This is a genomic window from Dactylosporangium sp. NPDC049742 (assembly GCF_040674675.1).
Taxonomy (GTDB): Bacteria; Actinomycetota; Actinomycetes; order Mycobacteriales; family Micromonosporaceae; genus Dactylosporangium; species Dactylosporangium maewongense.
In genome coordinates this window covers 1-22,414 of sequence record NZ_JBFANF010000112.1, presented here as the reverse complement: position 1 = coordinate 22,414, position 22,414 = coordinate 1, and the positions used below count along the sequence as shown (strand labels likewise).

Genomic DNA, 22,414 nt, shown 5'->3' with positions numbered 1-22,414 from the left:
CCGGCGACCGCCGCCCGGGCGGCGACGAAGTCCGGGCCCGGGTCCTCGCGCCGGGTCGCGCCGCCGATGCCGGCCAGCAGCCGCAGCACGCCGGCCCGGTCCGGCACCCGGGAGTCGACCGCGAGGCCGAGCAGGAACGGGATCGCGGCGACGGTGCTGTCGAACACGTCACCGTGCAGGTGCACCGCTCCGCGCAGCCCGCGCAGCGCGTCCGCACGCGCCTCCGGCTCCGGCCCGACCAGCCGGCGGAGCAGGTCCGGCACGTCGTCGGCGGCGCCCCAGGCGTGGCCGAGCGCTGCCCAGTCGACCCCGTCCAGATCGTCCAGGTCCTTGATCACGGCGGCAGTGTGCCAAACCGGCGCACGCCACGGCGCCTCCTGCCGGCCCGGTTGAAGCCACCCGGCGTTTTGGTTGTGTCCGCTGCTCGACACGGTGGTTCGACAACCGGCCCATCCGGTCCGGGCGTGATCGATGTGTTCGACATCCACACATCGTCATGAGGAGATCACCGTGCTGCTTCGCATCGGCACCGCCGCTGTCGCGCTCGCCGCCACCGCCCTGTTCGTCTCGCCCGCCGCGGCCGCTCCGGCGGAAGGGCCGATCGACGCCGGCTCCGGCAAGGTCGGCCTGTCCGGCGACCCGTACGCCCCGTCGGCCGTCGCCGAGATCGGCGTCATCAACAGCGGCGCGACCGCGCTCGAGGGCCGGTTCGTCCTGGAGCTGCCGGTGGGCTCGGTCACCGTCGAGCCCGGCCAGTGCGACACCGGCACGAAGGCGGGCACCTGGATCTGCTCGGCCGGCACCGTCGCCCCGAACGTGGGCAACCCGAAGACGGTCGGTATCAAGATCCGTTCGACGACCGGCGAGCCTGTCTTCCAGGTGTCGACGCTGGGCTACCTGCAGGGCATGGCGCCGGACGGCACGCTCGGGAGGCGCAACGACTTCGTGGTCGCGTGGCCGGACAAGGGGCCGCTGCGCCTGTCCGCGCAGGCCGGACCGGTCAGCGACGGGCACGTCGACGTCGCCGTCCGTGTCACGAACGCCGGCAGTTTCACGTTCGGCCAGTACTACCTCGTCGCCTACACCCCGGCCGGCGTGCGCGCCGTGTCGCCCGCCTGCACCGGCAGCGGCCGGATCCCCGCCGAGAAGGGCTGCGAGATCCACCGCACCGGCCCGTTCGCGGCCGGCGCGCAGGACACGTTCACGATCCGCCTGTCCGTGCCGGCGAGGCGGTCGGAGGTCGAGCTCGTCCTGACGCCGACCAACCGGTACACCAACAAGGACACCAAGGTGAAGCTCACCGTCGGCACCGCGGCCGCGACGACGCCGGCCGCGACCTCCCCGGCTGTGACCTCTCCGGCCGCGAGCGTCTCACCGGTCCCGGCGCTGCCGAAGACCGGGACGAACGTCGGCCTGCTCGCGGTGTCCGGCGGGTTGCTGCTGGCCGCCGGTGCGGGCCTGCTGCTCGTCGGCGCCCGCCGCCGCTTCCGTACGGGCTGAGCGTCGGGCGTGCAGCGCGCCGATCGCGGCGGTGCCGGAGCCGGTACAAGAGCAGGCACCGACACCGCCGCGGACGGGCCGGCCGGCCGGCGGCTCACCGGATGCCCAGCGCGCTCATGAGCAGCGCGGCGACGGCGTCCCGGTGCTCCGGGCTGTCCCGCCAGCGCAGCCTGCGTCCGGCCTCGACCACCACGCCGAAGCCGGCGTGGATCAGCACCCGGGCCTGGCGCGAGTCGAGCTCCGGACGCGCCGACCGCAGCTGCTGCTCCCACACGGCGATGTGTTCCCGCTGCGCGACGACCAGCGGCCGTTGCAGGTCGGTCGGCAGGCCGGCGAGCTCGGCGTTGGCGACGCTGGTGAGTGCCGTGTGCTCGAAGCTGTACGCCACGTAGGTCGCGGTCAGCGCGACCACCGCGTCGTGCGGGTCCGTCGTCCCATGGAGGTTCTGCTCCACCGCCTGGGCCAGCAGCCCCGCCGCCTGCAGACAGGCCGCCGCCAGGATGTCGGCCTTGCCGGGGAAGTACCGGTAGATCGCGGACGGGACCAGCCCGACGGCCTCCGCGATCCTGCCGTTCGTGACGTTGGCGAAGCCGTCCCGCTCGAACAGCGGGATGGCCGCCGCGAGGATCTCCGAGCGCCGGGTGCGTGCCACGGGCTGGGCGGGCAGGTCGACGAGGCGCGCGATGCCGGTGGCCGCCGCCGGGTCGGTCGCGGCCACCCGCAGGGCGGACCCGACCAGCACCTCTTCGAGGCGGCGCTGCGCGATCGAGGTGTGGTGCATCGTGATCGACCCGATCGCGCCGAGCGCCGCGACGGCCCGCAGGTGCTCGCCGGGCAGCGGATGCTCGCGCTGTACCGCGTCCGCCACCCGGGCGACCACGTGCGCGAACTTCGCCCTGAGCGCCTGCCGGTCGCCGCGGTCGAGGTACCGGGCCTCCCATCGGTACACGCCGCCCGACGCGCGATGGGCGATGGTGACCCGGGCGGCGGCGGTGAGGACATCGGCCAGGGAGGCGTCGGCGGGCACGTCGTCGAGCGCGGCGACGAGCCGGTCCGCCATGACGTTCGCGCACTCGGCGAACAGCGCGTACTTGTTCGGGAAATGCCGGTAGAGGGCCGCCGCGGTGATGCCCATGCTGGCGGCGATCTCCTCCATGGACGCCGCGTGGTAGCCCCGTTCGCTGAACATCCGGCCGGCCGCTTCGACGACGAGCTGCTTGCGGTTGCGGGGCCGGACGGCCGCGGTCGACTCGGTGGTCACAGCGGCGACCGGCCAGGCGCGTGCGGGAGTCCGCCGGACGCGCCGGTCAGGGGTCCGCACCGCGGTGGCACGGCGATGTCCGATGGCATGCCGCCGATCCTGACACATGAGCGGGCGGCGGCCACGGTACGCGCGGCGGCGGCCGCTCCCGGCGCGGCGGAGATTCACCGCTCAGACGCCCTTGCCGACCGGCGGATTGTTTCGTATGTTAACGGAGAATCACACATCGACTGCCGTGAGGTCGCCGATGATCACCACTGCTTAACCCCTGGATGAGCACCGCCAATGCCCTCACAGAAGCGGGGTAAGTAAATGAGCAATCTCAACCTCAACCGACGGAGCGTCCTCTCCCTCGGCGTCGCGCTCGGCCTGGTGAGCGCGGTGGGCGCCGTCCCGGCCGCCGCGGCGCCCGCCGCCGCGGGCACCGACCCGTGGTGGGCCTGGGACGACGAAGTGGACCAGCTGGTCGCCGGGCTGCTCGACAACGGCCAGATCCCAGCGGTCAACACCGCGATGCGGTCCTGGGTGAACAACAGCGACGCGCTGCCCAGCGGCCTGCCCGCCAACCTCCGCACCTACCTGCAGCAGGTCAACACGCTGCCCTCCTGGGCCGACCGCAGCAAGCTGCGGCTCGCCGCCGACTTCAACCGGCGCAAGGACACCTACCTGTTCATGCTGTACGGCCTCGGCAGCGGCATCATGAGCACGGTGATCCCGCGTGAGGCCAAGTCGGTGTACTGGTCCGCGGGCGGCGCCAACATGCAGGACCGCGCGGCCAAGACGTTCACCTTCGGCTACGACCTCAGCGAGCTGACCGCGTTCGAGCCCAACGGCCAGTTCGTGGTCACCGCCAACAAGACGCGCCTGGTGCACGCCGCGGTGCGGCATCTGCTGCCGCAGTCGCCGCAGTGGCGGGCGGTCGCCAACGAGCCGGGCGGCATCCCGATCAGCAACGGCGACATCCTGGTCACCTTCCACAGCCTCGGCACCTTCGTGCACAAGAAGCTGAAGGAGTGGAAGGTCCGGATGACGGCCGCGGAGGAGACCGCCTTCCTGCACCAGTGGCAGGTCGCCATGCACCTGCTCGGCGTGCGCGACGAGTTCATCCCGCAGACGTGGGCCGCCGCATACGCGCAGTCGGCGTCGGCGCTCACCCCGATCCTCGCCCCGACGCAGGAGGGCAAGGAACTGGCCGAGGACCTGCTCGGGCTGACCGCGCAGATCGACCTGGGCGTCACCCGCGGCTTCCTCAACGAGTTCGTCCGGTACGTGCTCAGCAACGAGATCGGCGACTGGCTGCGCCTGCCCCGCGACTACGCGGCGGCGACCCTCGTCCGGACCGCCTGGCCCACCTACATCGCGTTCCGGGAAGGGCTGATCCCGATCGCGCCCGCCAGCTTCTACATGTTCGACCAGTTCATCCGGGCGCTGGCGATGCTGTTCCTCAACAAGGGCGCTTCCGGCACGACCACGCTCATCACGATCCCCACCGGGAACCGGCCCTAGTTCGGCCCTGACTCAAGGGAGCCGGGAGGCAAACCCTCCCGGCTCCCCCCGGCCTCCGCAGCACGGCGCCGGTTCAGCTCGTCGAACTTCCTCTCCAGCGCCGCCCGGCGGGCGGCCGCGTGGGAGCCGTCCAGCTGACCGGCGAACGCCGCCCGGGCAGCGGCGACCAGGTCGTCGGTGACGGCCGGGTAGGCGCGGGCGATGGCCCACAGCGCTTCCTCGGTCTCCATGTCGAGCCCGTTGCAGGAGTAGATCCCACCGCCGGTGGAGACCGAGGCCAGCAGCTCCTCGAAGATCGCCCGCTGCTCGTGTTCGTCGGGATGGCTCAGGCGCACTGACCCATCTTGACGACGAGTCAGCGTTGGGGGAAGGCGCGGACGGGTGCTGGCACCGCGACGCCCACCTCGTCGCCCGGGCGAGGTGTCCGGTCGCCTGGGACGCGCGCGACCAGGTGAGCGGTCTGGCCGGCCAGGTCCAGGCGGACCATCGCGTCGGCGCCGTGGTAGGTCACCGACACGACCGATGCCGTGGTGCCGGACGGCTCGCGCAGGACGAGCTGCTCGGGTCGCACCATCACCTGGACGTCGCCGTTGGCCGGTTCGGCCAGGTCGAGCTGCCCCAGACAGCAGTGGACGGTCCGGCCGTCGGCCTGTCCGCGCAGCAGCATCGCGTCGCCGAGGAACCGGCCGACCTCGGGCGTGGCCGGTGCGGCGTACACCCCGGCCGGGCTGTCGACCTGGGCGAACCGGCCGTCGAACATGACGGCCACCTGGTCGGCGAAGGACAGGGCCTCAGCCTGGTCGTGGGTCACGAGGACGGTGGTCGCGCCCCGTTCGGCGAGCGCGGCGCGGGTGGCCTCGCGGGTCGCGGCGCGCAGCGCGGTGTCGAGCGAGGAGAACGGCTCGTCGAGCAGCACCACCGAGGGTTCCCGGGCCAGGGCCCGGGCGAGCGCGACGCGCTGCTGCTGCCCGCCGGACAGCTCGTCCGGGCGGCGGCGGGCCAGGTCCGGTGACAGGCCGACGAGCTCGAGCAGCGGCTCGACCTGGGCGGCCCGGCGCCGCTCGGCCCGCGGCAGCCCGAAGGTGATGTTGCCGGTGACGTCGAGGTGCGGGAAGAGCGCGCCGTCCTGCCGGACGTAGCCGATGCCGCGCCGCTCCGGAGCCACCAGTGCCGGTCCGTCGGTGAGCACCTCGCCGCGCACCTCGATCCGCCCGCGATCGGGGCGGATGAACCCGGCGATCGCCCGCAGCAGCGTGGTCTTGCCGCTGCCGGAGGGGCCGAGCACGGCGGTGACGCCGCCCGCGCGCACCCGCAGGTCGACCTGGTCCAGCACCGGCGGGCCGCCGTAGCCGACGGTGAGCCCGGTGACGGAGATGCCCGCGCCGCTCACCGCTGGTCCAGGATCTGCCGGCGCAGCAGGATGGTGAGCGGGGCGGACAGGGCGATCATCGCCGCAGCGTACGGGGCGCTCGCCACGTAATCCAACTCGTCGCTCGCCGACCAGAACGCGGTCGCGAGGGTCTCGGTGCCGGTCGGGGCGAGGAGGAGGGTCGCGGTGAGCTCGGTCGACGTCGCGAGGAAGACCAGCACGAATCCGGTCAGCGCCGACGGCAGCACCAGCGGCAGGACGACCCGGATGAGGGTCCCGAGACCGGAGACCCCGAGCGACCGCGACGCCTCGAGGAGCTCGGGCGGGGCCGCGGCCAGGCCGGATCGCCAGGCGACCATGGCGCGGGGCAGGAAGAGCACCGTGTAGGCCAGCACGGCGAGCGCGGTGGTCTGGTAGACGGGACGGGCCCACTGCACGGCGAGGGTCACCAGCGCCAACCCGATGACCACTCCGGGGAGTGCGCTCGCGAGGTACGTCACCCGTTCCAGCGCGGTCGCCAGCCGGGACGGGTACCGGTGCAGCAGCCACGCGGCGGGGAGCGCCATGACCGCCGCCGCCAGGCCGGCCAGCGCCGCGAGCCCGACGGTCGAGCCCGTCGCCGCGAGCAGCGGACCGGCGACCACCGCGCCGGACGTCATCGCCCGCACCAGCCAGCGCAGCACCAGCACCAGCGGCACGACCAGCGCCAGGCCGACCAGCCCGACGAGGGCGGCGGACGCGGGGACGGTCCACGCGCCCAGGCGGTACGCGACCGGGCGCTGCCGGGCGCCGGAGCCGACCCGGGCGATCCGTGCGCGGCCGCGCAGCGGCACCTCGAGGGCCAGCAGCCCCACGCAGAGCACGATCAGCACGGCGGCGAGGATGCTGCCGGCGGCGTTGCTGAACCCGACCGCGAACTGCTGCAGGATCGCCGTGGTGAAGGTGGGGAACCGCATCATCTGCAGGACGCCGAACTCGGCGAGCAGGTGCAGGGCGACCAGCAGCGCGCCGCCGGTGATGGCCGGACGCAGCTGCGGCAGCGCCACCCGCAGTACCGCCGCCGGACCGGATGCGCCGAGCGACCGGGCGGCGTCCAGGTGTCCCTGGTCGAGGGCCCGCAGCAGGGCCGCGGCCGGCAGGAAGACGAACGGGTAGTAGGCCAGGGAGGTGATGAACACCGCGCCGCCCAGTCCCTGCACCGACGGCAACACCGACGTCCAGGCGTAGCTGCTGACGAACGCGGGGATGGCGAGCGGCGCGAGGAGCAGCGTGCGCCACGCGCCGGCGCCCGGCAGGGTGGTCCGCTCCACCAGCCAGGCCGCGCCGCACCCGAGCACGACGGTGATCGGGACGGTCAGCAGGACCAGCAGCGTCGTGTTGCCGAGCAGCTCGGCCGTCCTCGGCCGCAGCAGCAGCCGCGACACCTCGTCGCCGCTGGTGGCCGCCTGACCGAGCACGACCAGGACCGGCAGGATCATCACGGCCGCGACCAGGACCGCGGCCGCCACGACGAGCCACGGCATCCGGGCGGACCGCCGGGCGCGGACGACCGGCCGGGACGGCACCGGCACGTCGTGCGCCGCGGCGGTCGGCTCGCGAAGGTCAGAGGATGCCGGCATCGGTCATCAGCTTGTTGACCTTGTCGGAGTTGAGCGTGAAGGGGTCGACCGGCGGCGCCTGCAGGCTGTCCAGCGGCGGCAGCGCGGACGCGGACGCGACGCCGTTGCCCACGGCGTACTCCATCGACTTGGAGTCGACCAGCACGCGCTGCCCGGCCTCGCTGGTGATGTAGGCCAGGAACCTGTGAGCTTCGGCCGCCTTCTTCGACCCGGCGAGCACGGCACCGCCGGACAGCGACACGAACGCGCCGGGGTCCTGGTTGCGGAAGTAGTGCAGGGCCGTGTTGCCGCTGCCTTCCTTGGTGCCGGCCTGGTCCCGGTACCAGTAGTAGTGGTAGATCACGCCGCACTCGATCTCGCCGGCGTTGACCGACTTCATCGTGGCGATGTTGTTCTGCAGCGCCCGGGCGTTGGACTTCAGCCCGGCCAGCCATTCGGTGGTCTTCTGCTCGCCCTGGCCGGCGAGCATGCCCGCGACGATGGCCTGGAAGTCCGCGCCGCCGGGGGCGCACGCCCAGCGGTCCTTCCACTGCGACCCGGCGAGGTCCATCAGCGACTTCGGCAGGCCGGCCTTGTCGAGCTTGCTGGTGTTGTAGACCAGCACCGTGGACCGGGCGGCGATCGAGGTCCACACCTGCGACGACGGCGTCAGGTTGGCCGGCACCTGCCGCCGGGTCTCCTCGTTGAGCGGGGCGAGCAGCTTGTTGCGCTCGACCAGCGTCATCGCCGGGCTGTTCTCGGTGAGGAACACGTCGGCGGGCGACGCGGAGCCCTCGGCCACGATCTGGTGCCCCATCGAGGCGTCGGAGCCCTTGCGGACCTGCACCTTGATGCCGGTCGCCGCGGTGAACGCCTCGGCCCACGCCTTGGTGAGGTTCTCGTGCTGGGCGGAGTACACCTGCAACGAACCGGGGTCGGCGACGTAACCGTCCTCGGACTTCGAACCGCACCCCACCAGGCTCACCGCCCCGACTGCCCCCAGGCCGGTCAGGAACGTGCGTCGACGCATGTCATGTCCTCTCTCACGAGTTGCCTCGCCGCCATGCGACGGCGGATGACCTCGACCGGCGGCAGCGGCGACAGCCGCCGGTGCAGGACGTGGTTGCCGGCCGCGCAGAACCCCAGGCCGGCGGCGATCGCGACCGTGAACTTGAGGATCGGCGCGCCGAAGAACGCGAACACCTGGAACTGCACGAGGTAGATGTGCAGCGAGGCGGCCGCCAGTGCGCCGAGCGGGCGGACGAGCAGCCGCGGCACCGGGAGGGCGGGCACGAGCGCCAGCAGCGTGAGCCCGAGCATGATCGCCAGGTTGCGTGCGGGTTGTCCGGGGAAGAAGCCGACGGCGGCGGCCACCGCGACCGCGGTCGTGACCAGCCGGCGCTTCCGGCTGTCGGCCACCGCCATCGCGACTCCCGCCACGAACAGCCACGCGACCGTGCCCGGCAGGCCACGCAGCGGGCCGTCGTACAGCGCGATCACCACGTAGCGGGGCACCAGCAGCACCCCGAAGGCGACCATGGTGGTGCGCCAGGCGTCGGCGGCGTATGCGGCCCGCAGCCGCGGCACGGCCAGCGCCGCGACGGTGACGGCCACGATCACCAGGTAGGCCTCGACGAACCAGAAGTTGTTGGAGGCCTGCGGCCGGACGAGCCAGTGCACCAGCCCGACGTTCGACCAGTGGACCGTCCCGAAGCCGAACAGCATCACCGCGGCGACGGTCACCGCCGGGACGGCGACCCCGACCGCGATCCGGGCGCTTCGCCGCACACGCTCCGCGGTCGTCGGCGAGGTGAGCACGTAGCGGGCGAAGAGGAAGCCGGCGACCGCGAGCAGGATGTGCGCCCCGCCGGCCAGCCGGAACAGGCCGACATGACTGCCGCAGATCGTCACCACGGCCACGCCGCGCAGCACGACGGTCGTGTCGACCCGCTGCACCAGCGGGCTCCACCAGCGGGACGGTGGCCGCCGGTCGGCGAGCGCGACCAGGTCGCGGACCGGGCGGTGGTGCCAGTCGGGCGGGAGGTCGCCGAGCAGGCGCGTCAGGCCGACGGACGCGACGACGTGGCTGAAGGAGTCGCCGCCGAGCTCGACGAACGACCGGTCGAGATCGACGCCGTCGCTTCCCACCAGTGGCTCCAGCACCGCGACCACCGCGGCGGCCGTTTCTGCCTGCTGGCCAGAGGTCTCGGTGACGTGCAGGTCGGCGCTGCGCCGGCGGTCGAGCTTGCCGTTGGGCAGCAGCGGGAGCTCGTCGACGGCGCGGGCCGAGATCACCGACCGGCTGAGACCGGAGACCTGGGCTGCCCGGTCGCGGACCTGGTCGGGAGACTGCTCGCCGCGCCGGTAGGTGACCTGCAGCTGGTCGTCGCGGCCGGTGACGCAGGACCGCAGCCCGTGCCCGCGCAGGGAGCGCTCGACCTGGCCGAGGTCGATGCGGATGCCCATGATCTTCACGAAGTCGGACCGGCGGCCGACGATCCGGACCAGTCCGTCGGCGTCGATCCGCGCCAGGTCGCCGGTCCGCAGCTCGGTGTGTGTCCGCCCCAGGGCCAGGTCGGCGGGGTGCTCAGCGTACCCGAGCATGACGCCCGGGCCGGTGAACACGAGCTCGCCGACCGGGCCGTCGGGTGCGGCCACCGGCTCGTCGACGCCGGCCGGGTCGAGCCGGAACGCCGATCCGGCGATCGGCCATCCCACCGCGTCGGGGTATCGCTCCGACAGTTCCGGTGGCAGCACCGCCATGCGTGCGGTGGCCTCGGTCTGGCCGTACATGACCGCCATGCCCCAGCCGGCCGCGCGGCCCCGGGCGGCGAGCTCCCGCACCCGCTCGGGCGGCAACGCGCCGCCGGCCTGGGCGAGCAGCCGGAGCGAGGGCTGACGGTCCAGCACACCTTGGACGTCGAGCAGGTCCACCACGTGCGGGGTGGCGGCGACCAGGGTGACCCGGTCGCGGCGCAGGTCGTCGGCGAAGCCGGGGTCGGTCACCGACCCGGGCCGCAGCACCGTGGTGGCGCCGGCCCGGAGTTGGGCGTGCAGCACCGACAGCCCGAAGCAGTAGTGCAGCGGCAGCGAGGTCACCGCGCGGTCTTCTGGCGTGATCGACAACGCTGACGCGATCGCCTCGGCGTTGCTGAGCACGTTGCCGTGGCTGAGCCGGACCAGCTTGGGCGAGCCGGTGCTGCCCGACGTGCTGAGCAGCACCGCCAGGTCCGGGTGCAGGAGGTGCCGCGGCGCATCGGTGTCCGGCGTCGCGGCCTCGAAGGTGCCGTCCGGGTGGAGCCACAGGTCGGGCTGGTAGACCGCGGTGATCGACCGGTGCCCGGGCGGGGTGATCAGGGCCACGTGCCCGGCCGACAGCACCGCCAGATATCCGAGCACCAGGTCGCGGTGCGGGGCCAGCGGCACGTGCACGAGCCGCCGGCCGGCCTGTGCTGATGGCAGGGCGGCGGCGAGCGCGGCCACCCGATCGGCGAGCTCCTCGTAGCCGAGGCATCCGGCGGGGCCGATCAGGGCAGGGTGATGCGCGCCGGCAGTGTCGGACACCAGGAAGGTGGCACGCACCTGCCGGGGATCCAACAGAGGCATAGTTGGTGAGGCTAACCTAACTATCCGCAGGTGTCGAGCGGTGGGCAAACGATCACCGCGCCCGCGGCCTTCAGGTACGGTGGCAGCCACTCCGTACTCGAGGAAGGCATCCGATGCGTCGTCAGGGCAGCTGGCAGCCGCTGTTGTGGCTGTTGCTCGCCTTGAGCGTCGTGGGCTACACGGTCCACCCCGTCGTGCTGCTGCCGGAGCACGCGCCCGCGGTGACCGCACTGGTCGCCACCGCCGATGACTGCGCATCGTCGAACCCGTCGGGTGCCGCGCAGGCCTCCGGACGCCCGATCGCCGACCATTCCTCGGCTCGGACGGTGGCGCCGCCGGCCATCGACGCCGGCACCGCGCGATGCCACGAACTCACGCCACCGGCCGTCGGCGCACAGCCGCCGGGATCGACCGGGCCGCGCTCGGCGGTCGACCGTGCCCTGCTGCAGGTGTGGCTGCGCTGATCGAAGAGGCACCACACGCCTCAGCACCGAGATCACGCAGCCGCTCCAGGAGAACATGCATGGGAACCGGGCACGACCACGCCACCGGACCGGCGGCGTCGCGGCGCATCCGCGTCATCATCATCGCCGTCATGCTGCCGGTGATCGCCGCGACCTTGGCGGCGATCGCCGTGCTCTGGCCCCGCGCCGAGCCGGCCCGCGTGGACGGCGACACCGGCAGGCGCCACCTCGGCACCGTCACCCGGGTCGAGCAGCGCGCCTGCGCCCCGGACGAGATCGTCCAAACCCCGACCGGCATCGTCACCAGCCGGTGCGGCACGGTGGAGGTCCGCGTCGAGGACGGACCAGACGCCCGCCGCACCATCCGGACCCCGCTGCCCGACGGGCCGCAAGCACCGCGCGTCTCGGTCGGCGACGAGGTCGTCATGCTGCTCGTCGACACGCCCGAAGGGCCGGAAGCCCAGCAGTACACCATCATCGACCACCAGCGCGGCAAGCCCCTGATCTGGCTCGCCCTCCTCGGCGCCCTCGTGATCGTGGTGTTCGGCCGGTGGCGCGGGCTCGCGGCGCTGGCCGGGCTCGGGGTCAGCTTCGCCGTGCTGCTGCTGTTCGTCGTGCCCGCCATCGCCGCCGGTCAGCCGCCCCTCGCCGTCGCGGTCGCCGGGTCGGCGGCCATCATGCTGGCCGTGCTGTACCTCACCCACGGCATCTCGGTGCGCACCTCCGTGGCGGTCCTGGGCACGCTCGCCAGCCTCGTCCTCACCGGCGTGCTGGGCGTGTGGTCGGTCGACCTGGCCCACCTCACCGGCAACGGCGGCGAGAACGCGACCACCCTCGCCATGTTCTTCCAGGCCGTCGACCTGCACGGGCTGCTGCTCGCGGGCATCGTCATCGGCTCGCTCGGCGTGCTGGACGACGTCACCGTCACGCAGGCCGCGGCGGTGAGCGAACTGGCCGCCGCCAACCCCGGCATGACCCGGCGGCAGGTGTACCGCGCCGCGACCCGCGTCGGCCGGGCACACATCGCCGCCGTGGTCAACACGCTCGTCCTCGCCTACGCCGGCGCGTCACTGCCGGTGCTGCTGCTCATCGCGGCCGGCAACCAACCCTTCGCCGAGACGATCACCAGCGAGTTCCTCGCCCAGGAGGTCGTCCGCAGCGTCGTGGCCACGATCGGCATCGTCGCCGCCGTGCCGATCACCACCGCGCTCGCCGTGCTCATCTCGGTGGAGCGGCAGACGGCACCCGAACCGGAGCAACCGGCGGCCTCCCCGCCACGATCCGACCCGTGGCGCGACGACGACGGGGACGACCTGTGGACCTCCGCCCGCCCCGCCCGGTAGCCGCGATCCGCCTCAGTGGGTCGCGGGTTTGAAGAGCTGGTCTGCCGCGGTACCGGTCATGGGGTGCGCGAGGTAGTTGCCGCGGGCGGTGTCGCAACCGACGTCGTTGAGGGCCTCGAGTTGGTCGCGGTGGTCGACGTCGATGGCGGTGACCCTGCGGTCGAGGTCGTGGAACATCGCGATGAGCCAGGCGAGCGTCGTCGTGCTCGACAGGTAGGTCGGCAGGTAGGCGTCGATGCCGTCGAGGAGGCGCGGGTCGAGGATGACGGTGCTGACCGGGGACTCGGCGAGGTGGGCGGGGCCGCCGGTGTTGTTGACGGCGATGTGGATGCCGGTGCGGGCCAGTCCGTCGAGCGTGAAGGCGATGTCGTCGTTGAGGTCGTGCAGCGCCTCCTGGGCGATGGCGAGCTGGAGCCGGCCGGGTGGCAGGCCGCTGGCGTCCAGGGCCGTGGTGACGGCGGTGAGGATGGTGGGGTCACGGAGCTGGGTGATGGTGCAGTCGATGCTGAGCATCGGCGGCTCCGGGGTGCGCTGCCAGTTCGCGGCCCGGGCACAGGCGTCGCGCAGCAGCCGGGCGGCGAGCGGGACGAGGACGCCGACGCGTTCGGCGAGGTCGAGGAACTCGCCGGCGGGCACCGGACCGAACTCGGGATGGGTCCAGCGTGGTAAGGCGTGCATGCCGACGATGGTGTTGTCGCGCAGCCGGATGATCGGCTGGTAGGTGAGGGTGAGCTCGCCCCGTCCCACGGCGCCGGGCAGTGCGTGGGTGAGCTGGTGGCGCCGGACGTCGAGCGCCTCCCGTGCCGGCGCGAACAGTGTCCACGACGTCGCCGGGTTGTCGTGCCTCGCCCAGCTCAACGCCATCGCCGCGGCGCGGAGCAGGTCGCCGGGGCTGCTCTGGGCGGCGGGGCGCTCCACGATGCCGGCCAGGGCGGTGACGGACAGCTCGTGCCCGTCGATCCGGCACGGGTGCCGCAGCAGCGGCAGCGCGGCGTCCGCGGCCTTGATGGCGTCGTCCGGTCCGGTGGTGTCCTCGACGGCCAGGGCGAAGGTGTCGGCGCCGAGGTGGGCCAGGTAGTAGTCGCGCCCGATGGCCAGGCCGTGCAGCCGGTGCGCGGTGAGCCGCAGCAGCTGGTCCGCCGTGGTGGTGCCGAACGTGTCGTTGATGGCGCCGAACCGCTGGATGTTGAGCAGGCACACACCGATGCGCGCGGTCGGCTTCCCGGCGATGACGACCTCGAGGTAGGCGGTGAACGCCGCCCGGTTCGGCAGGCCGGTCAGCGGGTCGTGCAGCAACGCGTGCCGGACCTGCTGCTGCAGGTGTTGCTGGTGGGTGCGCCACGCCACGCGTTCGTCGCGGCCGACGTCCTCCGCCGCGCGGCGGACCACGTCCTGCAGCGTGGTGGTGAATCCGAGCGTCACCTGGTCGATCAGCGCGGTGAGCCGGTCCGCGGCGTCCGGTCCGGTGATCCGGAGGTCGGTCAGGAGCCGCAGCCGCAGGACGTGCACACTCGCCGCCATGATCTGCGGGTCGGACATGCCGCTGTGGACGAGGTCGCGACCGACCCCGAACCCGGCCTGCGGGTCGGCCGCAGGACCGGTCAGCGCGGTGAGCAGCTGCCGGGTCAAGGCTTGGAGCACCTGGAGGCGACGGGCCCGCCCACCCGGCACGAAGTTCGTCCTGGGCAGGCTCCGCTCCCAGATCGCCGCGAACTCCGTGACCGCGCCGGCGGGCTCCCGCAGCGGGTCGGCCCGAGGGCCTGGCTGACTGCCGGTCACAGCTCGCGACTTCTCCCGCCTGACGTCGGGCGAGGGTTGTCGGCATCGCACCTCGTGCAGGGCCTGGTCTTCGCGGGTACCGCCCTCGGCTGCCGCATGCACCTGCCCTTGCCATTTCGTGGCGGACGGGAGTCCCCCGGATGCACAGTGTGAACCGCGGCCGGGGTCGCGGACCACCCCGTCCACCCGAACGGGTGAACGACCTATGGACCTCAGTTGGTGCCGAGCTTCCGGGCCACCCCGCCGAACGCCGACCGTTGCGCGGGATCGTCCGCGTCCTCCGGGTCCGGGCGCCAGTCGCTGATCGGGACCAGGCCGGGGTCCTCCACCTGCCACCCGGCGAGCAGGCCGGCCACCTCTGCGGGGGTGCGCACGTGCAGTGACGTCGGCGTGCGCTGGTAGAGCCGTCGCACGTTCTCCTGCCCGGCGGCGTCCTCGGCCGGCACCGAATGCGAGACGGCGACGTAGCTGCCCGCCACGGTGGCATCGGCGAACTCCCGCAGGATCCGCGCGGGGTCGTCCGGATCGCCGATGAAGTGCAGCACCGCGACCATCAGCACGCCGATCGGTCTGGAGAAGTCGAGCAGGTCGGTCACCGCGGGGTGGCCGAGGATGTCCTGCGGCCGCCGCAGATCGCCCTGGACGGCGGTGGCGTGCCGGTTGCCGGCCAGGATCCGCTGGCTGTGCGCGACCGCGACCGGGTCGATGTCGACGTACACGACCCTCGCGTCCGCGGCCGCGTACTGCGCCACCTCGTGGACGTTGCCCAGCGTCGGGATGCCCGAGCCGATGTCCAGGAACTGCCGGATCCCGTTCCCGGCCAGCCACCGCACCACCCGGCCCAGGAACGCGCGGTTGTCGTGCGCCAGCTGGATGACGCCCGGCCAGGCGCGCTCCGCGTCCTCGGCGAACCGCCGGTCGACCTCGAAGTTGTGGAACCCGCCGAGCGCATGGTCGTAGACCCGCGCCGCGTTCGGCGTGGTGATGTCGACACCGTCAGGCACCCACTCCGGCAACACCGGCATCCCCCTCTCCAGCCACGTCCATCCATCAGCGTGACACACAGGTCACCTTCAGTGGTGCAACCCGACCGTGGCGACTCGATGAGCGGGCTTCAAACTTTCCATACTGGAAAGTACTCGCTACAGTTTCCAGTATGGAAAGTATTGAGGCACGCGATCAGTTGTTCCTCGCGGAGCGCGCCGCGGCGGCGCCCTACGTCCAGTACCCGCCGACCCCGTGGTGGTATGCCCCGGTCATCGGCGCGTGGACCGCCGCGTTCATCGGATGCTTCACCTGGTGGCGAGAGAACGGCGCACTGTTCGCCGCCTCGCTCGCGATCCTGCTCTCGGCCGAGGTGCTGTTCCTGGTCTGGATGCGCCGGCGGCACGGGGCCCTCCCGATGCCCGGTCACGGCAAGCCACCCGTGGAGATCGCCGCGGTGTGGCGCGGCTACTTCGCCGGCCTCGTGGTCATCGCGGCACTGGTCGCACCGGCCTGGTGGTTCGTCGGCGTGCCGGCGGCCGCGGCGGTCGCCTTCGTCCTCGTCACCGCCGGCCTCGTCGTCTACGAGCGCAAGTACGCCGTCGCCGCGGGCAGAGTCCGGGACCGGCTGGCGTGATCGGCGACCTCGACCCGGTCATCCACGTCCCCAAGCGGCTCGCGGCGATGGCGATCCTGGCCAACGCGCCATCGGTGTCGTTCCGGTTCCTCAAGGAGCAACTGCAACTGACCGACTCCGACCTGTCCAAGCAGATGTCGGCACTGGAGGCCGCCGAGTACGTCAAATCCGCCAAGGACGGCCACGGCCGCGGCGCGAGCACGACGTTCTCGATGACCCGCACGGGCCGCAAGGCCTACACGGCACACTGCGCGGCCCTCCGAGCGCTCATCGATCCCGGTCTGGCTTGACCCTGAGCCCCGGGGCGCTCCCTACGTGATGCGGGACGACCAGGCGTTCGTCATGTGGCGCCTGCCGGGCGCTGATGAGCAGCAGGCAGCCCGCGGCGCTGATCAGCCCGCACAGCAGCAGCGCCGCCCGGTAGCCGAGAGCCTGCGCGGCCGCACCTGCGACGAGGCCGGAGACCAGCGAAGCGGTGATGAACGCGTTGCCGAACAGCGCGGTCGCGCGGCCGGTGGCCTCGGGCATCAGGTCCTGCATGTACGTGATACCCAGCGCGTTGACCGCGGCGATGGCCAACCCGCGGACCACCTGGGCGACGATCAGCAGCGGCAGGCTGGAACCGGCCGGGACGAGCACGAAGTACACGACGAACAGCAGCATGCCCAGCAGGATCACCCGCTGCCGGCGCACCCGGGCCGGCAGCAGGATCAGGCTCAGCGCCGCCGGTATCTCCGCCAGCGCGCACGTGCTGGCCAGCAACCCCACGTCCTGGTCGGTCCGGCCCAGGGTGCGCGTGACGTACAGCGGCAGCGCGACCGAGCCGGCGCACATCGCGGTGTTGAACAGCATGAAACTGGCTGCCACCAGCAGCACCGGCCGCCGCAACCGGGACGGCGCCCGCGACTGCGGCGCGGTCCGGGGTGTGACCGGCGCCCGGCCCAGCAGCAGCAGCGGCGCCGCGATCAGCGCGAACGCCAGGGATGTCAGCAGCAGCAGGCCGCTGTATCCCCGCCACGCCAGCGCCGCCGACCCGAGGATCGGGCCGATGGCCCAGGCCAACGAGAACACCGACCGCAGCGCCAGCGTTCCGCGCCCCGACGCGTCACCGGACGTCCGGTCCAGGTGGGTACGCGCCAGCGCGAACACCTGCGAGAAGCCCGCCAGGCCGGCGCCGAGCAGGCCCGCCCCGATGACCAGCAGCAGGGCGTAGCTGGTGGTCGCGCTCAGCGCGAGGTACCCGACGGCCGGCGCCAGCACGGCGACCAACGCCGGCCACCGGCCGGCACCGCGGTCGAACCGGCGACCGAGCCAGGACGTCACGAACAGTCCGCCGACGGCGATGACGGAGAGGAACACACCGACCTGCAGCGGAGACAGGCGCGCCCGGTCCGCACCGAACAACACCAGATACGGCCCGATCATGGAGTCGGCGATGCCCAGCAGCAGGACGCAGACCAGCAGGTGCGGCAGCTTCGTCCCGACCACACGCCCCGCGTCGAAGCCCATCTGCATCCACATCCCTGGATCGCGACGGCAGCACCACCCACCACAGTTGCATCGATGATGCTCCATACTGTGTCGGGCTCGTCGAGGACCGTACCAGGCTCGCTACCGTCACCGTCACCCCTGACGCACGCTCCGCAGTCCAGGCGTGTCCCCGCGACGAAACTTACGCGCTGACGCTCGGGGATCCGCCGGCGACGCGGGCGGTCACGTGGACGCCGTCCACCGTGGACAGTGACAGTTCGTCGGTGCCGGTGATGCGGGCCTCCTGGCCGCAGAACAGGGGCCGCATGTTGCGGTGGGTCACCTCGGTCACCAGGGCGGCGTCGCGCAGGCGGACGGTTTCCAGCAGAGCCAGGGTCATCAGCGGTCCGTGCACGACGAGGCCCGGGTAGCCTTCCACGCCCATGGCGTAGGCCAGGTCGTAGTGGATGCGGTGGCCGTTGGCGGTCGCGGCGCTGAACCGCATGAGCCGGACCGGGTCCGTGCGCAGCACCCACTCCCCCGGTCGGTCGGCCGGTGACAGCAGCGCGTCGACCGAGGACGCCTCCGGCAGTACGGGTGCCGCTGAGGTCGGGGGTGAGGCCGGGCGGTACACGATGTCCTGGGTCTCGACCACGGCCAGCACCCCGTCCGCGCGGGTGAGGCGGGTCTGCACCGTGGACAGGACGAAGTCGCCCTGTCGGCCGGACTTCGGGGTGGTGGACAGCACCTCGACGGTGCGGTCGACCGTCGAGCCGACGGTGAGGTCGGCGAGCAGGCGCACGGTGCCGCCGGCGAACATGCGGCGCGGGAACCCGGGCGGATGCGGCGGCGTCACGTGGCGCGGGTGGCCGTCGGGTCCGGTCTCCCCGGCCGGCGGCCACGTCGGCAGCGCGGCCCAGTGCCACAGCGGCGGCAACGGGTCCCCGGGTCCGGGCGCGGGCAGCCCGGTGTCGAACAGCGCGGCCAGCGCCCGCACCGGGCCGGCCTGCACCAGTACCTCAGTCACCGGCTTCTCCTCGCTCCAGCAGGCGGCGGGCCCGTTCCACGACCGGCCGGTCTACCATGCGGCCGTCGACGGTCACGACCGCCCCGCCGGCGGCCGCCGCCGCGACGATCCGGGTCGCCCAGGCCGTCTCGTCCGCCGACGGGCGGAACGCGGCGCCGACCAGGGGGACCTGCCGCGGGTGGATGCACAGTTTGCCGGTGAAGCCGAGGCCGCGGGCGTAGGTGACGTCGTCGGCGAGCAGCGCGTCGTCGGACAGGTCGGTGGTGACGCCGTCGATCGGGCCCGGCAGGCCCGCCGCCGCGCTCGCCAGGACCAGCGTGTGCCGGCAGGTGGCCAGCGCCGAGCGGTCGGCGGGATCGACGCCGAGCTGGGCGGCGAGGTCGAGGTGGCCGAACGCCAGCCGGGCGACGCCGGGGACGCGGGCGATGCGGGCCGCGTCGAGCACCCCGGCCGCCGTCTCCACGAGCGCGATCACGGCAGGTGTACTGCCCATCCGGCCGGTGAGATCCTCGATCGCCGGCGGGTCCTCGGCCTTCGGCAGCATGACGGCGGCGTCCACGGTGGACAGTGCGGCGACGTCGTCGGCGTGCCATTCGGTGCCGATGGCGTTGATCCGCACCGCGGCCGGGTTGCCGGCGGCCAGCCAGGCGAGCGCCGCCGACCGGGCCGTGGCCTTGTCCTGAGGGGCGACCGCGTCCTCGAGGTCGATGACGACGGGGGCGCCGGTGCCGGCCGCGCGGTCGAAGCGCTCAGGGCGGCCGCCGGGCACGAACAGCACGCCCGTGGCTCGGGCGATCCGGTCGGCGATGGCGGCACCGGTCATGCGGTCACCGGCCGGCGCCCGGGCTGCGACGGCGACGCCGCCGGCACCTGGGCGGTGAACCAGTCGGCCACGGTGCCCGGGTCGGCGAAGGTCACCGCCGGGTCGGCGGCGAGCTCCTCGACGACCTCGAAGAACCCGCCGACGCGGTGCGGCACGCCCAGCAGGTGCGGGTGCATCGGCAGCGCCAGGACCCGGGCGCCGCCCTCGGCCCGGGCCTCTGCCTTGAGGACCGCGACGGTGTCCCGGACCCGTCGCACGTACTCCGGCATCGGCTGGTGCTCGACCGCGACGACCACGCTGTCGTTGAGCTCCAGGTTGTACGGCAGGGCCAGCAGCGGCGGCGTCGTGCTCATCCACAGTGGATGGTCCGCGACCGCCCAGTCGAGCACGTAGTCCACGCCGAGCTCGGCCAGCACCTGCGGGGTGTGGACGGTCTCGGCCAGGCCGGGGCCCATCCAGCCGCGCGGGCGGCGGCCGGTGCTCGCGGTGAGCAGGTCCAGCGACTCCTGGATCGCGGCACGTTCGTCGGGGGCGCCGGTCACCGCCTCCTGGCGCACGCCGTGGGCGACGAACTCCCAGCCGGTGTCCAGCAGCAGCTCGAACACGGCCGGGTAGTCGGTGTGGACGGCCGCGTTGACGCTCAGCCCGACCGGCAGGCCGCGGCCGGCGAAGCCGTCCACGAGCCGCTCGATGCCGGCGCGCAGGCCGTAGTCCACCCAGCTGTAGTTGGGCACGTCGGGCACGTTGTCGCGGCCGTGCGGGGCGGTGAGCAGCTTGCGCGGCATCGGCCGGTCGAAGGGCCACGACTCCACGTTGAGGATCGGCATGACCACCAGGTCGGCGTCGTCGGGGCCGGTGAGCCGGGGCAGCTGGGCCGGCAGCTGGTGCGGTATCCACGTCATCGCGACTGTGCTCCTATCGGGTCTGGCCGCCGTCGACGGTGATGCTGGTGGCCACGATGTGCGCCGCCCGCGGCGACAGCAGGTAGGCGGCGGCCGCGGCGACGTCGGCGGGCTCGGCCGGGTGCCCGGCGGGGATCTGCGCGTCGAGGGTCGCCGCGGCGGTGGCCTCGTCGACGCCGGCGGTCGCCGCGCGGTGGGCCAGCAGCGCCGTGTACCGGCCGGTGCGGGTCGGGCCGGGGTGCAGCCCGGCGACGCCGATGCCGTGCGGCGCGAAGAAGCGGCCGGCGCTGGCGACGAGGCCGTCGAGGGCGGCGTTGACGGCGGTCGAGGTGACCATGCCGGGCGGCGCGTCGCGGGCCGCGTTGCCGGCGACGAGCACGATGCGCCCGCCGTCGCCGTCGCGCATCAGTGCCGCCGCCGCGCGCATCACCCGTACCGACCCCAGGAACTTCGTGGTGAACGCCGTCTGCCAGGCGGTGTCGTCGATCTCGTCGAACGTGCCGATCGGGGTCGATCCGACGCAGGCGAGCAGGCCCCACAGCGGCGCGCGGCGGGCCGCGGCGGCCGACAGCGCGGCCACGCCGCCGGTCGTGGTCAGGTCGGCGGCGACGACGGTGACCTCGGGCGCGCCGGCCTCGCGGGCCTGCGCGGCCAGCGCCTCGAGGCGGCCGGGGTCGCGGGAGGCCAGGACGAGCCGGGCGCCCTCGGCGGCCAGTTGCAGGGCGGCGGCCCGGCCGATGCCAGCCCCCGCGCCGGTGACGGCGACGAGCCGGCCGGCGAGCTGCAGGTCCATCAGGCGTCCTTCCATTGCGCGGTGAGTTCGTCGGTGGTGCAGACGGTGGCGTAGCGGTGCCGGGCCGTTTCCAGCGTGGCCTCGTGCAGCGGCACCGACCACGAGCCGCAGGCGTCCTCGGGCAGCACGACGTAGTAGTCGGCGCTGAACGCCTCGCGGGCGGTCGCCTCGACGCACACGTTGGTGGAGACGCCGGCGCAGATCACGGTGCGCGTCCCGGCGGAGCGCAGCAGCAGGTCCAGGTTGGTGCCGGCGAAGGCGCTGTAGCGGTACTTCTGCACGACCACGTCGTCGCCCTCGGGGGTGAGCTCGTCGATGATGCGCTGCCCCCAGCTGCCCTGCACGCACAGGTCGGTGACGGAGAACGTGGCCCGGGACCGCGCGTCGAGCCACGGTCCGGAGTCGCTGGCGTGCTCGGGCAGCGTGGTGTGCTGCGCGTGCACCACGAGCAGCCCGGCCGTCCGCGCCGCGGTCAGCAGCCGGCGCATCGCCGGGATCACCCGCCGGCCGTGATCGAGGGACCGGCCGCCGCGGGTGGCGGTCTTGCCGCGCGGGTCGAGGAAGTCGTTGCACATGTCGACGAGGACGAGGGCGGTGTGCGCCGGCTGCACCTTCTGCGCGAGGGTGCCGAGGATCTGCGGCGTCATGCCCGGACCAGCTCGCGCAGGTCGCCGCCGGGGGCGTCGACGTTCATCGCGGCCCGCCAGCGGCGCGCGGCGCCGTCGCCGCCGAGCACCGGGACGGTCAGCAGCCGGAACTTGGCCTCCAGCTGGGCGTCGGTCATCGGTGCGGCGACGCTGCCGGTGGCGTGCTGGATGGTGAACGTGTGGGTGACGCCGCCGGGCAGCCACACCTGGACCCGGCACGCGTCCTTCGGCATCGCCGGGTCGGTGACCGCCTCGACCTTGCGGCGCAGCCCGACCACCTGCGGGTCGCTCGCCCGCGCGTCGGTGTACTGCGCCGGGCCGGCCCCGCCGTCGAGCATCCCGACGGCGAAGCAGTGGTACACCGAGAACTTGCTCTGCAGCCCGTCCATGGGCTCGCGCACGCCCATCACCTCCAGCACGACCGGCCGGACCGTCGCCACGACCCGTTCGATGTCCGCGGCCGGCAGCCCGGCGTCCCGCGCCGCGATCGCCGCGTCGATCACCGGATGGGAGACGATGCCGCAGCTGTACGGCTTGAAGGCGTTCTCCTCGACCTCCCAGCCGGCGCCGAGGCGCTCCAGCGCGGCGTCCGGGTCGTAGGTGGGCGCGAGCGCGGCGGCGAGACCTGCGGGCGCGCCGAACGGGTCGGCGGCGCCGGTCAGCCCGGCGCGGGCCAGCAGCGCCGCCTGCAGCCCGTCCGCGGCT

Annotated in this window: 21 protein-coding genes and 1 pseudogene; 6 read left to right on the top strand and 16 right to left on the bottom strand. The window is 73.3% G+C overall.

The window, feature by feature from the left end:
• A pseudogene (locus AB0J72_RS56860) lies at positions 1-338 on the bottom strand (hypothetical protein); the annotation flags it as partial.
• A 172-nt stretch (positions 339-510) separates the two neighbouring features.
• On the opposite strand from AB0J72_RS56860, the gene AB0J72_RS56855 reads away from it, so the two are divergent.
• Entirely contained in the window at positions 511-1,500 is a 990-nt protein-coding gene (locus AB0J72_RS56855) for an LPXTG cell wall anchor domain-containing protein (RefSeq protein ID WP_363416955.1), read from the top strand.
• A 94-nt stretch (positions 1,501-1,594) separates the two neighbouring features.
• Here AB0J72_RS56855 and AB0J72_RS56850 read toward each other — a convergent pair whose 3' ends face one another.
• Entirely contained in the window at positions 1,595-2,761 is a 1,167-nt protein-coding gene (locus tag AB0J72_RS56850; RefSeq protein ID WP_363416952.1) for a TetR/AcrR family transcriptional regulator, read from the bottom strand.
• Positions 2,762-3,073: 312 nt separating this feature from the next.
• On the opposite strand from AB0J72_RS56850, the gene AB0J72_RS56845 reads away from it, so the two are divergent.
• Positions 3,074-4,267: an oxygenase MpaB family protein gene (locus AB0J72_RS56845; protein ID WP_363416949.1), complete on the top strand. Its 1,194-nt coding sequence runs from the start codon at positions 3,074-3,076 to the stop codon at positions 4,265-4,267.
• Here AB0J72_RS56845 and AB0J72_RS56840 read toward each other — a convergent pair.
• The 5 genes from AB0J72_RS56840 to AB0J72_RS56820 are packed head-to-tail and all read right to left on the bottom strand — an operon-like array spanning position 4,264 to position 10,840.
• Positions 4,264-4,602, bottom strand: a complete 339-nt coding sequence (locus AB0J72_RS56840; RefSeq protein ID WP_363416946.1) for a hypothetical protein — start codon at positions 4,600-4,602, stop codon at positions 4,264-4,266. The genes AB0J72_RS56845 and AB0J72_RS56840 overlap by 4 nt on opposite strands.
• 20 nt (positions 4,603-4,622) lie before the next feature.
• Complete coding sequence (locus AB0J72_RS56835) at positions 4,623-5,657, bottom strand: ABC transporter ATP-binding protein (RefSeq protein ID WP_363416943.1); 1,035 nt, start codon at positions 5,655-5,657, stop codon at positions 4,623-4,625.
• Positions 5,654-7,255, bottom strand: coding sequence for an iron ABC transporter permease (locus AB0J72_RS56830; protein ID WP_363416940.1), 1,602 nt, complete (start codon positions 7,253-7,255; stop codon positions 5,654-5,656). The genes AB0J72_RS56835 and AB0J72_RS56830 overlap by 4 nt, the downstream gene beginning before the upstream one ends.
• On the bottom strand, positions 7,239-8,264 hold the full coding sequence (locus AB0J72_RS56825; RefSeq protein ID WP_363416937.1) for an iron ABC transporter substrate-binding protein: 1,026 nt from the start codon (positions 8,262-8,264) through the stop codon (positions 7,239-7,241). Before AB0J72_RS56825 ends, AB0J72_RS56830 begins: the two co-directional genes overlap by 17 nt.
• Positions 8,243-10,840: an AMP-binding protein gene (locus AB0J72_RS56820; RefSeq protein ID WP_363416934.1), complete on the bottom strand. Its 2,598-nt coding sequence runs from the start codon at positions 10,838-10,840 to the stop codon at positions 8,243-8,245. Before AB0J72_RS56820 ends, AB0J72_RS56825 begins: the two co-directional genes overlap by 22 nt.
• 113 nt (positions 10,841-10,953) lie before the next feature.
• On the opposite strand from AB0J72_RS56820, the gene AB0J72_RS56815 reads away from it, so the two are divergent.
• Together AB0J72_RS56815 and AB0J72_RS56810 are read left to right on the top strand one after the other, a co-directional pair.
• Positions 10,954-11,304: a hypothetical protein gene (locus AB0J72_RS56815; protein WP_363416931.1), complete on the top strand. Its 351-nt coding sequence runs from the start codon at positions 10,954-10,956 to the stop codon at positions 11,302-11,304.
• A 59-nt stretch (positions 11,305-11,363) separates the two neighbouring features.
• Positions 11,364-12,647, top strand: coding sequence for a YibE/F family protein (locus AB0J72_RS56810; RefSeq protein ID WP_363416928.1), 1,284 nt, complete (start codon positions 11,364-11,366; stop codon positions 12,645-12,647).
• 12 nt (positions 12,648-12,659) lie between these two features.
• Here the strand turns inward: AB0J72_RS56810 and AB0J72_RS56805 are convergent, their stop codons facing one another.
• Positions 12,660-14,426, bottom strand: coding sequence for a bifunctional diguanylate cyclase/phosphodiesterase (locus tag AB0J72_RS56805; protein ID WP_363416925.1), 1,767 nt, complete (start codon positions 14,424-14,426; stop codon positions 12,660-12,662).
• Between the two features lie 212 nt (positions 14,427-14,638).
• The gene (locus AB0J72_RS56800; protein ID WP_363416922.1) at positions 14,639-15,451 is read right to left on the bottom strand and encodes an SAM-dependent methyltransferase; all 813 of its coding nucleotides are present in this window, start codon (positions 15,449-15,451) and stop codon (positions 14,639-14,641) included.
• 131 nt (positions 15,452-15,582) lie between these two features.
• On the opposite strand from AB0J72_RS56800, the gene AB0J72_RS56795 reads away from it, so the two are divergent.
• Positions 15,583-16,047, top strand: coding sequence for a hypothetical protein (locus AB0J72_RS56795; protein ID WP_363416919.1), 465 nt, complete (start codon positions 15,583-15,585; stop codon positions 16,045-16,047).
• On the top strand, positions 16,044-16,337 hold the full coding sequence (locus AB0J72_RS56790) for a transcriptional regulator (RefSeq protein WP_344500431.1): 294 nt from the start codon (positions 16,044-16,046) through the stop codon (positions 16,335-16,337). The genes AB0J72_RS56795 and AB0J72_RS56790 overlap by 4 nt, the downstream gene beginning before the upstream one ends.
• Here AB0J72_RS56790 and AB0J72_RS56785 read toward each other — a convergent pair.
• From AB0J72_RS56785 to AB0J72_RS56755, 7 genes are all read right to left on the bottom strand, one after another.
• Complete coding sequence (locus AB0J72_RS56785; protein WP_363416916.1) at positions 16,315-17,568, bottom strand: sugar efflux transporter; 1,254 nt, start codon at positions 17,566-17,568, stop codon at positions 16,315-16,317. The two genes, AB0J72_RS56790 and AB0J72_RS56785, sit on opposite strands and share 23 nt — an antisense overlap.
• A 151-nt stretch (positions 17,569-17,719) precedes the next feature.
• Complete coding sequence (locus AB0J72_RS56780; protein ID WP_363416913.1) at positions 17,720-18,544, bottom strand: hypothetical protein; 825 nt, start codon at positions 18,542-18,544, stop codon at positions 17,720-17,722.
• Positions 18,537-19,367, bottom strand: coding sequence for a CoA ester lyase (locus AB0J72_RS56775; RefSeq protein WP_363416910.1), 831 nt, complete (start codon positions 19,365-19,367; stop codon positions 18,537-18,539). The genes AB0J72_RS56780 and AB0J72_RS56775 overlap by 8 nt, the downstream gene beginning before the upstream one ends.
• Positions 19,364-20,269, bottom strand: coding sequence for a hypothetical protein (locus tag AB0J72_RS56770; protein ID WP_363416907.1), 906 nt, complete (start codon positions 20,267-20,269; stop codon positions 19,364-19,366). The genes AB0J72_RS56775 and AB0J72_RS56770 overlap by 4 nt, the downstream gene beginning before the upstream one ends.
• A gap of 13 nt (positions 20,270-20,282) precedes the next feature.
• Entirely contained in the window at positions 20,283-21,062 is a 780-nt protein-coding gene (locus tag AB0J72_RS56765) for an SDR family NAD(P)-dependent oxidoreductase (protein WP_363416904.1), read from the bottom strand.
• Positions 21,062-21,709, bottom strand: coding sequence for an isochorismatase family cysteine hydrolase (locus tag AB0J72_RS56760; protein ID WP_363416901.1), 648 nt, complete (start codon positions 21,707-21,709; stop codon positions 21,062-21,064). The genes AB0J72_RS56765 and AB0J72_RS56760 overlap by 1 nt, the downstream gene beginning before the upstream one ends.
• Positions 21,706-22,414, bottom strand: a 709-nt coding sequence (locus AB0J72_RS56755) for a hypothetical protein (RefSeq protein WP_363416898.1), incomplete at its 5' end; no start/stop codon positions are given. The genes AB0J72_RS56760 and AB0J72_RS56755, both read right to left, overlap by 4 nt.